Raw genomic sequence first — 12549 nt, 5'->3', positions numbered from 1 at the left:
AAATATATCAACATCATTGATAATAAAAAGAACATTATACTGATTAAATGTTACACCACGATTACACGAACATTTCCTATTTTTGCCAAAAGTAATTTTGAATGGAAGCTGAAAGTAACCTGCTTATATTATTACAGAATCCGCATTTATCTGCCGGTTTGAAACAAGTTGCCGAAAAAGTGCTTCGCGGCGAACGAATCACCTTTGATGAAGGTGTTTTGCTGTATGAAGAGGGTGAATTGGGATATCTCGGAGTTTTAGCCAACTATATCCGCGAAAAGCGACACGGCGATAAAACCTATTTCAACCGTAATTTCCATATTGAGCCAACCAACCTGTGTGTTTACGATTGTAAGTTTTGTTCGTACTCCCGTTTGATAAAACAAAAATCAGAAGGGTGGGAGTATACGATGGATGAAATGATGGACATCGTAAAAAAATACGATAACGAGCCGGTTACCGAGGTGCACATTGTTGGCGGAGTTTTACCACAGTATGATGTTGCTTTTTACAGCGAACTGTTCAGCAAAATAAAAGCGCACAGACCCGGATTGCATGTTAAAGCATTAACACCTGTTGAATATCATTATATATTTAAGAAAGCCAAAATTGACTACGCTACCGGCATGAAGCTGATGCTGGATGCGGGGCTGGAATCAATCCCGGGTGGCGGCGCCGAGATCTTTCACCCGGAAATAAGAGAGCAAATTGCCAAAGATAAATGTACCGGCAATCAATGGCTTGCTATTCACGAAGAATGGCATAAGCTGGGCGCACGTTCAAACGCAACTATGCTTTATGGCCATATTGAAAAATATTGGCACCGGGTTGACCACATGGAACGCCTGCGCGAGCTACAGGATAGGACGGGCGGTTTCCAAACCTTCATCCCGTTAAAATTCCGCAACCAGGATAACCAGATGTCGCATGTGCCGGAATCAACGGTGGTTGAGGATCTGCGCAATTATGCAATTGCCCGGATCTACCTGGATAACTTTGACCACATAAAAGCTTACTGGGCTATGATCAGCCGCACCACAGCACAATTGTCGCTTAATTTTGGTGTGGATGATATTGACGGTACCCTTGACGATACTACCAAAATTTACTCAATGGCCGGCGCAGAAGAGCAACACCCTGGCATGGGCACTAAACAATTGGTTGAGCTGATAAAGAATGTGGGCCGCGAACCTATTGAAAGAGATACTTTATACAACGTAGTTACCGACTATACAAACTTTGAATTTCCGCAGGAAGCAAAGCCTCAATTTTACAGGTTGCCGGTAATTAATTAGTCATTGGTCATTGTGTCATTGGGAGCTTTTAAAATGTATAACAATCATCCAAAAAACTAATGACCAATGACAGCACAGCGAAATGACCAATGACAGCGCAGCGAAATGACTAATGACAGCGCAGCGAAATGACTAATAACAATGACTAAAACACTTTACATCGTCCGCCATGGGCAAACTGAACTGAATAAACGGGGCATTGTACAGGGCCGCGGAATGGATACCGACCTGAATGATGAGGGTCGTAAACAAGCCGGACAGTTTTTTGCTGCTTATAAACAGGTGCCGTTTGATAAAATTTATATTTCGGAGCTTAAACGTACGCAGCAAAGTGTTCAGCCTTTTATTGATCTTGGCATCCCGTTTGAAAAATTAGCAGGGTTGGATGAGCTTGCCTGGGGAATTCACGAGGGGCAGCCTGCTACAACTGAAAACAAAGCGGCATTTCTTCAACTAATGCGCGACTGGCTGGATGGCAAATTAGATTCAAAATTTGAAGGTGGCGAAAGTCCTAACGAGGTAAAAGCAAGGCAGATTGAAGCCCTAAAAGTTATCATGGGCCATCCTGAAGAAGAAACTGTGCTTATTTGCATGCATGGCCGCGCAATGCGTTTACTCTTGTGCCTGCTTACAGGCAAACCGCTTACGGAAATGGATACCTTTCCGCACCAGAACCTGGTTTTATATAAAGTTATTTGTGACGGCGATAAATACGAGATCGTTGATTTTAATAACGCCGAACACTTAAAAAACAGCTAGAACTACCTTGAATACTAAAATAAGAATATCCGCAGTTAGCTACACCAATACCAAACCCTTTTTATACGGCATCCAGCACAGCGAGATCATCAATAAGATAGATCTGAGCCTTGATATCCCGTCAGATTGTGCCCAAAAACTGATTGACGATAAGGTTGATATCGGCCTGATCCCGGTTGCTGCTATATTGAGCCTTCCACAATGGGAAATCGTTTCTGATTATTGCATTGGCGCATCAGGACCGGTAAATTCTGTTTTTATTTTCAGCAATTGCGAGATCCACGAGATTAAAACATTGCAGCTTGACCCGGAATCGCGCTCGTCAAATAATTTAGCAAGGGTATTGCTGAAGAATTACTGGAAAGCAGATCATCGGATGATTAAAAATGCGCCTGGTTATGCGGCTTCAAACGACCCTTTTACTGCTTTTGTACAGATAGGGGATCGCACCTTTGGCAAAAAGCAGCAATACAAATATGTATATGACCTTGCCGAAGAATGGCAAAAATTTACCGGTCTGCCTTTTGTATTTGCCGCGTGGGTGGCTAACAAGCCCATCCCGGCTGATTTTATGGAAGAGTTTAACAAGGCGCTGAAATCCGGACTTGATCACCGGGTTGAACTGTTAAAAGAACTCCCCCAAAGAGCAGACTTTGATTTGGAAGATTATTTAATGCACAAACTTGATTTTGAATTGACAGAAGATAAGAAGAAGGCGCTGCATTTGTTTCATGAGTATATAAAGGCATTATAAACTAAGATTTGTAGGATTTATAAGATTAAAGGATTAATTTTTCAAATATTAAAGTACATATCCTGCAATCTTATAAATCCCAGGCGAGAAAAGTATTTTACTTTAGCAGGCTTTTCAATTTACCCTTAACGTTTTCATATTCCGGGTTTAGCATGAGTGCTTTTTTATAACTGGCGATAGCTTTTTGCTGCTCATGCTTTTTTATATAGGCATCGCCCAGGCTGGTAAATGCTTTAGGTGAAGAAGGATAATTTACAGCATTCATCTCAAAAAGGCTTATTGCATTGTTCAGCGTTTCGGGGTTCTTCATTAAATCGGAGGCCCAATTGTTAATATTCACCTCATTTGGTAAAACAGTATAGCCGTAGCGTTTTGATAATTGCTGGTAATGCTTCATTATTATTACAGAACTAGCTTGTTCAAACTCCTGCGACGTTAAATCCCATTGCCCGTATATAAACCGCAGGGCATCATAATATGCTTTTACAGGTTCAGTCATATGGATATCGTCAGGGTAATTCAAATACTTATGATCAAGGCCAATAATTTGCTTTCCGGTTATCAGCGAATCAAATTTCAGCAGGCTAGTATGGAATGTGCTTTTATCATCCATGCCTTCGTTGGCATCGCTGTAAAAAAGTATTTTGTTTAAGGCGGATCCCTTTTGCAGCTTTTTATCCGCCAGCTTTAACAAATATTCGTTATCCCACCAAAAAGAAGGGCTTACGGCTATGTAAGCGTTAAACATGCCCGGATTGTTCAAAAAGCAATTAATAGCTGTTATCCCGCCAAAAGAGTGCCCGGCAAATATTTTAAAAGGCTGTGTTTTATAATGAGTTTCAACATAAGGCATCAATTCTGTACTAATAAACTGCAAAAAGTTGTCATTACCACCGCTTGATTTAAGCCATGAAGTTGCACTTGTATCCGCTTTGCCGTAATAATCAATAATACTATGGGTAGGTGTGAGGTCTCTTGTGCGGTTGGTATTTGGGATGCCTACTACAATCATTTCAGGCATCACATTAACATCCCAACGACTTAGGTACTTGCAAAGCTCGGCTATCATACCAAAATGATTTTCACCGTCCATTAAATATAATACCGGATAGCGTTTTGCGGGATTTAGGGAGTCGGCAGGCGGAACATAAATATAGACCTTACGGGTTTCACCAAGGATTTTTGAGGTAATCTGTACATTATCTGCGATTAATGGTTTATACTCAGCCGTATTCTGGGCCTGTAAACATAGTGGTATTATAAAAAATAAAAAGATAAAGCTTTTCAGGAACCAGGGTTTTAAGTAAGGATTGATCATAGGTTAAATATGTTGGGATTGAAGGTATTAATAAAACCACAAATTTTAAGATTAATTTATACCAGGCTAAAACCAGATCTGTTATTTGCGATTTGTATATTTATAACTCAACAATATCATATGAATTCAACCCCATTATTAAAAGGACAAGCAGCATTAGTTACCGGCGCCGATAGTGGTATTGGCAAGGGCGTTGCATTAGCGCTGGCACAAGCCGGGGCAAGCGTTGTTATAAATTATGCCCATAACCATGATGCTGCCGAAGAAACCGTAAATGAAATAAAAGCCTCAGGAGGCACAGCGTTTGCTTACCAGGCCGATGTGAGCCATGAGGGCGGGGTGCAGGCCATGTTTGCCGAAATGTTTAAGCAATTTGGTACCATTGACATATTAGTGAACAATGCCGGCCTGCAAAAGGATTCGAAGTTTGTGGATATGACGCTTGACCAGTGGAATACCGTCATCAATATAAACCTTACCGGGCAATTTTTATGCTCGCGCGAAGCGGCAAAAGAATTTATCCGCAGGGGAGTGGTTGAAGACAGGAGTAGAGCTGCAGGTAAAATAATTTGCATGAGTAGTGTGCACGAGGTTATTCCATGGGGAGGCCATGTAAATTATGCGGCGAGCAAGGGCGGCATTAGCATGTTTATGAAAAGCATAGCGCAGGAACTGGCGCCACATAAAATAAGGGTAGTGGGGATAGGTCCCGGCGCAATTCAAACACCTATTAATAAAGCAGCCTGGGATACCCCGGAAGCTTTGGAGAAATTATTAACGCTGATCCCCTATAATCGCATCGGCAAACCTGAAGACATCGGTAAGCTTGCCGCCTGGCTGGCATCAGACGATGCCGACTATATTACCGGCACCACCATATTTATGGATGGCGGCATGACCTTGTATCCGGGGTTTGCTGATAATGGATGAGGTTAGTTAGTGGTTGATTATGTTGGATTGAGTTGATTATGTTAAAATAACATCCCCCTTCAAACTCAGCTCAACCTAATCAACTCAATCTAACTCAATCAACTTATTCAACCAAAAATCTACGTTAACTTCATGTAAAATAGCTGTTACCTAATCGGTGAGGCACTTTTTCGTGCTTTTTTTGATTTACATATTGTAAAAAATACACTAAGTAGATTGTGATAATTTAAATTTATTACCAAAAAAGGCCTATAATTATAAAATATTCATAAAAATGAAATTTTATAGCGACAAATGGCAATATTTTGTTATTTTTGTTGCGGATTTAAAATTTAACATAACATGAAAAAAATATTTTTAACTATCGCAACTGCTGCTTTGTTCAGCGTTAGTGTATTTGCTGCTGACGGCGGTAAAAAAATTGAAGGTGCTACGGTTTCTTATTCTGTACAACAGGCATTTAGCGCAGATTTTGCAAATGCAACCAATACTGTATGGACAGTAACTAAAAACTGCCAGAAAGCTGATTTCATCATTGATGGCACCAAGAAAACTGCATTTTACAATTTAGCCGGTGACTTTTTAGGTACTACTCAAACTACTATCTACAAAGCTATCCCTGCTAAATCACAAAAAATGATTGCTGATAACTATAAAGGTTATACAGCTGGTGAAGTTATTGTTTACCAGGCTAATGAAGCTTTAAACAATGATATTGAATCAACTTCATACTTTGTTGATTTAAAAAGCGCCAGCCATGAAATATTGGTTAGGGTTGCAAACTCAGGAAACGTTGAGTTTTTCAAACAAGTGAAATAACACCCAAAACAACAATTATTTTGAAGCCATCTGCAAATTGCAGGTGGCTTTTTTTATTATGTAAGCACTAATTCTCTCGAATTAGTTCGAATTTCACGAACTTGATTTGCAGCGGGAATGCCCCATTAACAGAATGTTTATATTATGTCAACGATTACCCTTTAGTTAAAAAAAATGCCTTAATTGACATAAAAATGCATTTTTCTAAAACAACTTGCGGTTATAAACCTTATTAATGAGTCACGAATAAACACGGATTGAATTTTATTACATGGATTTTTTTAATCAATTCGTGTAATTCGAATCAATTCGTGCAATTAGTGCCCATTAAGTTGTGTTCTATGTCAAAAACAATAATAGTTTCAAACAGGTTGCCCGTAAAAATTTCGAAAACAGGGGATGAGTATACATTATCTCCCAGTGAAGGCGGGTTGGCTACAGGTTTGGGATCGATCTATAAAAAAGGAAATAACAAATGGATTGGGTGGCCCGGCGTTGAAATTGCCGAACGACAAGACAGGCATACTATAACCAATCAATTAGCCGATCTAAGCTTAGTACCTGTATTTTTAGACCAGGAAGAGATCAACCAGTATTATGAAGGCTTTAGTAACGAAATTTTATGGCCAGTATTTCATTATTATACTTCAACTTATGCGGTTTACAGACAATCGAACTGGGATTATTATAACATTGTAAATCAAAAATTTAAGGATGCCGTACTGGCGATTGCCGAACCCGGCGATGTTATATGGATCCATGATTACCAGCTATTACTCTTAGCGCAAATGATCAGGGCGGAAATGCCTGATGTTTCTATTGGCTTTTTCCTGCATATCCCTTTCCCGTCGCACGAAATGTTCAGGCTTATTCCCTGGCGGCAGGAGTTGCTTGAAGGCATGCTTGGCGCCGACCTGATCGGCTTTCATACATTTGACGACGTACGACACTTTTTAGGCGCTGCAACGCGCATATTGCCTATAAATTCGTCAGCAAACGTAATAACGAGCGGCGACAGGTCTATAGTGGTTGAGTCTTTCCCGATGGGGATAGATGAAAAGAAATATTCATCGCTTCCGCTGCAAAAAGAGGTGATTGAGCAGGTGCAAATAATAAAGGAAACTTTTAAAAACACCAAACTTATCCTGTCAATTGACAGGCTTGATTATAGTAAAGGCATTTTGCAGCGTTTACAAGCGTTTGAACAATTGCTGCAGCTGCATCCTGAATATTGCGGAAAAGTAACTATGCACATGATAGTTGTACCGTCACGCGACTCCGTACCTCAGTATGCACACCTGCGCGATGAAATTGACAAGAGAGTAGGGAACATCAATGCGATGTACCGCAACATGGAATGGACACCTATTCATTATTATTATCGTTCGTTCCCCATTGAAACATTGTCGGCCCTATATTATTCGGCAGACGTTTGTTTGGTTAGCCCGATGAGGGATGGCATGAACCTGGTTAGCAAAGAGTACGTAGCCAGCCGCATAAATGACGACGGCGTACTTATACTAAGCGAAATGGCGGGTGCATCGAAAGAATTGATTGATGCCCTGGTAGTTAACCCAAACAATACCAATGAGGTTTGTAATGCTATAATTACGGCAATCAACATGCCTTTGAGTGAGCAAAGGAGGCGCATGCAGCAAATGCGACAGTTAGTTGCTAAGTTTAATATAACGCATTGGGTAAAAATATTTATGGACAGGCTTAAAGAGGTTAAGCAAATGCAGCGTTCCATGCAAACCAGGCATGTTAGTTTCTCAACCGAGCAATCAATAATAAACCGTTACCATAAAACCAAAAACCGAATCATATTTTTAGACTATGACGGAACGCTGGTTGATTTTAAATCGAACATTAGCCAGGCATCGCCAGACAAAGAGCTTTATACAATTATTGAAAGACTGGCCGAAGATCCGGCCAATATGATAGTATTGATAAGTGGTCGTAAGCACGAAAATTTAAGCGAATGGTTTAGCGATAAAAATGTATACCTGATTGCCGAACATGGTTCGTGGTTTAAACAGCAAAATACGTCATGGCATAAAGTTTCCGGCCTTTCTGATGCCTGGAAACATGATATCTATCCCGTGCTGGAAACCTATGTTGACCGTACACCAGGTTCATTTATTGAGGAAAAAACATATTCATTGGTATGGCATTACCGCAATGCACAAAAAGGGCTTGGCGAGCTGCGTGCCAATGAGCTGATGAATAATTTAAAATACCTGGCAAGCGATAAGGGCCTGCAGCTTTTACCCGGTGATAAAGTGCTGGAGGTAAAAAACATGGAAATAAATAAGGGCAAAGCCGCCTTGATGCTTGTAGAGAAAAATAATTATGATTTTATTATTGCCTTTGGTGATGATTATACAGACGAAGATGTATTTAAAGCGTTACCTGATTCAGCGCTGACCATTAAGGTAGGAGGGAATGTTTCTGCCGCTAAATTTTATTTACGTAACCCGGGCGAAGTGAGAAAATTGCTATTGAGCTTTACTGAAGAAGTGGCGGTGCATTAAAGGAGGTGAAAGCTGAAAGATAAAAGGCAAAAGGTATTCCAACAAAACTTAATTTAACTTAAGCCAAATTGAGAAATACCCCAATTGATTAAAAATAAAGGGCAAACTGTTAACTTTATTTTACAGCGGCCAACTGATGATGAATATTTACGAAAACAATATTCATTATGAAATTACTTCTTCTTTTAGCCTTATCAGCATTTACAATCCCATCCATCGCTAAAAACATTGATACTATTCATGTTGAGCCTGCTACGCTTGACCTTAAACATTTGCAAACCGGTGATTTTAGCTATTTGCAATATAATAAAAAGACAAAAGAGGCGCCTGCGAGCAGAGTAACGCTTATAAACTTTAATGTTGAGGCCAAGCAATACCATAACAAGCCTGCATTTTTTGTGAAGCAGCAATGGGAGTATGACACCGTTGTACATAAATGTTATACCGTTTTTGATGCAAAAGATTTTAGTACCCTATTACATGATACTTATTGGAAGCGCCTGGGCTATTCAATTAAGTTCGACTTTGAAGCAAAACAGGTTGAGTTTAAAAATGTAAACAACAAAAGCGATGTGCCTGATTCAATTAAAGCTGTTGCAATAAAAGATTTTAACGATTCCTTTAGTAAATACAATCTGAATTGGCATGCCGATATGATAATTTATTCGCTGCTGCCTTATAAAGAAAACAGGGTTTTTGTGATCAATTATTATGATCCCGGCTTTGGAAAAGCAGAAGAAGTGGCTTATACAGTTATTGCAAGCGATTTTTTAACAGGCAGTAACGGTGAAAAGATTGATTGCTGGGTGCTTAACAACTACAATGACAATAAGGATCCCGAAAAGGGCTATGAACGTTTTTGGATAGCCAAAAAATCACACGAGGTATTAAAGATGGAAAATTACTTCGGCGGGGGCAGGGGATACAGGTATAAATTGAAGCTGGGTGTTTCCTGAGAAGGAGGTAAAAGGCGAAAGGTTAAAGGTAAAGGGTGAAAGCTTTTAAAACTGTTATGCAGTATGAGTATTATGATTTTACCTTTCGCCTTTAACCTTTCAGCTTTCGCCTTCTTCAAAACCTTTCGCCTTTAACCTTTTGCCTCATCCTATAAAAATATCGGCCTGTCTAATTTAATAGCAATCCTGTAAGCGGCATTCATTAACCCCACATGGCTATAGGCCTGCGGGAAATTACCCCATTGACTGCCGTCGTTTTCATCAACATCCTCGCTGAATAACAGCAGGTGGTTTGAATATTGCAGTATATTTTCAAACTCGCGCATGGCATCATCCATCCGGCCAACACATGCCAGCGCTTCAATATACCAGAATGCGCAGATCAGGAATGTTGTTTTGGGTTTACCAAAATCATCTTTATATAAATACCTGTAAAATAATCCGTTACTGGCTTTAAGCTCTTTCTCCAGTGCAATTAAATGATCTTTGGCACGATCAGATGCCGGGTCGAGGTAATTCATCATAATCAGTTGTAAGGTGCTGGCATCAAGATTTGAGCTGCCTGCCGAATTGGTATAAACTTTTCTTACCGGGTCATAACAGCTTTCAATATGCTCAGCAGCACGTTCTTTTACTTTTATGGCTCTTTTTACCAATTTGGGGTTGTCAATGGTCCGGGCCATTTTTTCAGCGGCAGAAGCGCCTGCCCATTGAAAAAGGTTACTGTAACAATGAATGTTCGCCATGTTCCGGAACTCCCAGATGCCGGCATCTTTTTCATCAATGGTGCGCTCAATTTTACTCAGCAAAAACTCGATCCATCTAACAGAATCTTTTCTTTCAGAAAATACAAAGCGGTGATCGGTATACAATGGGAGCAGGGAGATCATCACCTGTCCGTAAATATCGTTCTGAATGTGCTCGGAAGCCTGGTTGCCAACACGTACAGGCTGGTTGCCCATATAACCTTCCAGGTCTGTCATTATTTCTTCAACAAGATCCTTTTTACCGGTAATGCCATACAAAGGCTGATAGCGTTCATTTTCATTAAATGAGATATCAGTAACATAGCTGAAGTATTTCTCCATTTCTTCAAAATGACCGATGTGGTTTAGCGATGTTAAAACATAATAAGTATCGCGCAACCAGCAATAGCGGTAATCCCAATTGCGCCCGCTGCCAGGCGATTCGGGCAGGCTTGTAGTACTTGCTGCAATTATAGCCCCGGTATCTTCGTACTGGTGGATCTTTAAAGCCAAAGCCGACCTGATAACAAATGGCTGAAAATAAGTAGCTATAGATGAGTGCTTTATCCAGGTTCGCCAATACTGGGTGGTTTCGCGTAAAAAACGTTCAGCGGTGCTTATCAGGGGGGCTTCAAGTGGCTCTCCATAGGTAAGCACAAGGTATTTAGATTCATTTATCACAAAAGGTTGTTCGTCAAAAACATAGCTGATAGGGATATTTGTGGTAAGCCGCATATTTTCATCGCCGCCTAAAAACTGGATATGATTGCTGCCCCGGTTAACATGTAGCTTTGTTTTTCCATAATCAGATACCGGCACACATTTTACCACCACCTGCGGCGATCCTTCTAACGCCTCAATTTTACGGATCAGCATCAGCGCTTTATAATACCGCTGGTGTTCATGAAAGCGTGGCGCAAAATCAGTTACCCGGTACTTTGCACCTTTAACCGTGGTTATTTCGGTTATAAGTACATTGGTATTTTCGAGGTAATATTGGTGCGAAGTATACTCGTCAGTTGGTAAAATTGAAAATGAGCCGCCTTTTTTTTTATCAAGTAACCCACCAAAAATAAAAGTGCTGTCAAAGCGGGGCCAGCATAACCAATCGATATTTGTATTTTTATTTACGTGCGCTAGGTAAGCACAGTTTCCAATTATCCCGGTATTATAGGTGTGTCTTTCCATGTTTAGGTATAACAAGCTTTTGTGCAATAAGTTTAGTTGCAGTGGTTGTAATTGTTGCAGAGGTTGTAAAAGTTGGAGCGAACTATAGCGGTATCTGCTAAATCAGCTACATCATTTTACATCAGCGATCCTTCTTTCGACTTTACCGACTTTCTGACTCACAAGAACTATAATGTCTACGTAATTAATAGAATATTTTTCAATATCACTATTGATTAATAAAACAATCAGCTACCTTAGTATATTATTTTTAACAAAAACATTATATCATTATGAGTTTACGACTGGGAGATTTAGCTCCAAATTTTAAGGCAAACACATCACAGGGTGAAATTGATTTTTACGAATTCCTTGGCGATAGCTGGGGTGTACTTTTTTCGCATCCGGCAGACTATACACCGGTATGTACTACTGAATTAGGCAAAACAGCATCGTTAAAAAGCGAATTTGATAAGCGTAATGTTAAGGTAGTAGCACTAAGCGTTGATTCTGTTGAATCGCACAAAGGTTGGATCAACGATATCAATGAAACACAGGATGTTGAGGTAAATTTCCCGATAATAGGGGATGAGAGCCGCGAAATTGCGCTTGCCTATGATATGATCCACCCGAATGCTTCATTAACTGCAACAGTACGGTCGTTATTTATTATCGCCCCTGATAAAACCATTAAGCTGACTATTACTTACCCTGCATCTACCGGAAGAAACTTCCAGGAAATTTTACGCGTAATAGATTCATTACAATTAACCGCCAAATACAGTGTGGCAACACCTGCCGACTGGAAAGACGGAGAAGACGTTATTGTAGTGCCTGCAATTAAAACGGAAGATATCCCTGCCAAATTTCCGAAAGGTTTTACACTGGTTAAACCCTATTTAAGGACGACACCGCAACCAAATAAATAATTTTATTTGGTATTTAATAATTTTATATATTTGAACTGACGGTTTTTCTAAATCCTTCTGATAATAAATACCATTTTATTCAGTTTGGGTCTGGTTTTTAATCTTTAACACAATTTTTTAATACACAATTATAATTATTTATGAAAACTGGAAAAGTAAAATGGTTTAACACACAAAAAGGTTATGGTTTTATTGTTACCGACGACGGTAAAGATCTTTTTGTACACTTCAAAGATGTACAAGGCGGCGTAAACGCCATTAAAGATAACGATAACGTTACTTACGAAGTGGAAGAAGGCAGAAAAGGTTTACAGGCAGTAAATGTAAAAAAAGCATAATTAC

The 12549-nt window shown here is 39.8% G+C and carries 11 protein-coding genes; 9 read left to right on the top strand and 2 right to left on the bottom strand.

Features of this window, described 5'->3' with window-relative positions; translation table 11 throughout:
* Window positions 1–101: 101 nt before the first annotated feature.
* The 3 genes from mqnE (at window position 102) to BUE31_RS03305 (ending at window position 2808) form a co-directional block, all read left to right on the top strand.
* Window positions 102–1295 carry an aminofutalosine synthase MqnE gene (gene mqnE, locus BUE31_RS03315; protein ID WP_073400221.1) on the top strand — a complete coding sequence of 398 codons (1194 nt, stop codon included), beginning with the start codon at window positions 102–104 and terminating at the stop codon, window positions 1293–1295.
* Window positions 1296–1436: 141 nt separating this feature from the next.
* Window positions 1437–2054: a histidine phosphatase family protein gene (locus tag BUE31_RS03310; protein ID WP_073400219.1), complete on the top strand. Its 618-nt coding sequence runs from the start codon at window positions 1437–1439 to the stop codon at window positions 2052–2054.
* Between the two features lie 7 nt (window positions 2055–2061).
* Window positions 2062–2808, top strand: coding sequence for a menaquinone biosynthetic enzyme MqnA/MqnD family protein (locus BUE31_RS03305; protein WP_073400217.1), 747 nt, complete (start codon window positions 2062–2064; stop codon window positions 2806–2808).
* Between the two features lie 97 nt (window positions 2809–2905).
* Here the strand turns inward: BUE31_RS03305 and BUE31_RS03300 are convergent, their stop codons facing one another.
* On the bottom strand, window positions 2906–4126 hold the full coding sequence (locus BUE31_RS03300; RefSeq protein ID WP_073400215.1) for an alpha/beta hydrolase-fold protein: 1221 nt from the start codon (window positions 4124–4126) through the stop codon (window positions 2906–2908).
* A gap of 120 nt (window positions 4127–4246) precedes the next feature.
* Here BUE31_RS03300 and BUE31_RS03295 point away from each other — a divergent pair, with 120 nt between their 5' ends.
* From BUE31_RS03295 to BUE31_RS03280, 4 genes are all read left to right on the top strand, one after another.
* On the top strand, window positions 4247–5056 hold the full coding sequence (locus BUE31_RS03295; protein WP_073400213.1) for an SDR family oxidoreductase: 810 nt from the start codon (window positions 4247–4249) through the stop codon (window positions 5054–5056).
* A 342-nt stretch (window positions 5057–5398) separates the two neighbouring features.
* A complete protein-coding gene (locus tag BUE31_RS03290) occupies window positions 5399–5875 on the top strand; it encodes a YajG family lipoprotein (RefSeq protein WP_073400211.1) in 477 nt (158 codons plus the stop codon).
* Between the two features lie 341 nt (window positions 5876–6216).
* Window positions 6217–8409 carry a bifunctional alpha,alpha-trehalose-phosphate synthase (UDP-forming)/trehalose-phosphatase gene (locus BUE31_RS03285; protein WP_073400209.1) on the top strand — a complete coding sequence of 731 codons (2193 nt, stop codon included), beginning with the start codon at window positions 6217–6219 and terminating at the stop codon, window positions 8407–8409.
* Between the two features lie 167 nt (window positions 8410–8576).
* Window positions 8577–9365, top strand: coding sequence for a DUF3108 domain-containing protein (locus BUE31_RS03280; protein WP_073400207.1), 789 nt, complete (start codon window positions 8577–8579; stop codon window positions 9363–9365).
* 149 nt (window positions 9366–9514) lie between these two features.
* Here BUE31_RS03280 and BUE31_RS03275 read toward each other — a convergent pair whose 3' ends face one another.
* Complete coding sequence (locus BUE31_RS03275; protein WP_073400205.1) at window positions 9515–11299, bottom strand: glycoside hydrolase family 15 protein; 1785 nt, start codon at window positions 11297–11299, stop codon at window positions 9515–9517.
* Between the two features lie 272 nt (window positions 11300–11571).
* Here BUE31_RS03275 and BUE31_RS03270 point away from each other — a divergent pair, with 272 nt between their 5' ends.
* Window positions 11572–12207, top strand: a complete 636-nt coding sequence (locus BUE31_RS03270; RefSeq protein ID WP_073400203.1) for a peroxiredoxin — start codon at window positions 11572–11574, stop codon at window positions 12205–12207.
* Between the two features lie 140 nt (window positions 12208–12347).
* On the top strand, window positions 12348–12545 hold the full coding sequence (locus BUE31_RS03265; protein WP_073400201.1) for a cold-shock protein: 198 nt from the start codon (window positions 12348–12350) through the stop codon (window positions 12543–12545).
* Window positions 12546–12549: the final 4 nt, after the last annotated feature.

Source organism: Mucilaginibacter sp. OK098, assembly GCF_900142915.1.
In the GTDB taxonomy this organism is placed as follows: domain Bacteria; phylum Bacteroidota; class Bacteroidia; order Sphingobacteriales; family Sphingobacteriaceae; genus Mucilaginibacter.
Note: the sequence above shows the minus strand (reverse complement) of the source record. Positions and strands in the feature narration are given on the sequence as shown.

What these genes read in the sequence shown, in the direction of transcription:
- BUE31_RS03280 (WP_073400207.1), top strand. Translation starts at nt 8,577, where the DNA reads ATGAAATTACTTCTTCTTTTAGCCTTATCAGCATTTACAATCCCATCC.
- BUE31_RS03270 (WP_073400203.1), top strand. Translation starts at nt 11,572, where the DNA reads ATGAGTTTACGACTGGGAGATTTAGCTCCAAATTTTAAGGCAAACACA.
- BUE31_RS03275 (WP_073400205.1), bottom strand. Translation starts at nt 11,299, where the DNA reads ATGGAAAGACACACCTATAATACCGGGATAATTGGAAACTGTGCTTAC.
- BUE31_RS03310 (WP_073400219.1), top strand. Translation starts at nt 1,437, where the DNA reads ATGACTAAAACACTTTACATCGTCCGCCATGGGCAAACTGAACTGAAT.
- BUE31_RS03285 (WP_073400209.1), top strand. Translation starts at nt 6,217, where the DNA reads ATGTCAAAAACAATAATAGTTTCAAACAGGTTGCCCGTAAAAATTTCG.
- BUE31_RS03265 (WP_073400201.1), top strand. Translation starts at nt 12,348, where the DNA reads ATGAAAACTGGAAAAGTAAAATGGTTTAACACACAAAAAGGTTATGGT.
- BUE31_RS03300 (WP_073400215.1), bottom strand. Translation starts at nt 4,126, where the DNA reads ATGATCAATCCTTACTTAAAACCCTGGTTCCTGAAAAGCTTTATCTTT.
- BUE31_RS03290 (WP_073400211.1), top strand. Translation starts at nt 5,399, where the DNA reads ATGAAAAAAATATTTTTAACTATCGCAACTGCTGCTTTGTTCAGCGTT.
- mqnE (WP_073400221.1), top strand. Translation starts at nt 102, where the DNA reads ATGGAAGCTGAAAGTAACCTGCTTATATTATTACAGAATCCGCATTTA.
- BUE31_RS03295 (WP_073400213.1), top strand. Translation starts at nt 4,247, where the DNA reads ATGAATTCAACCCCATTATTAAAAGGACAAGCAGCATTAGTTACCGGC.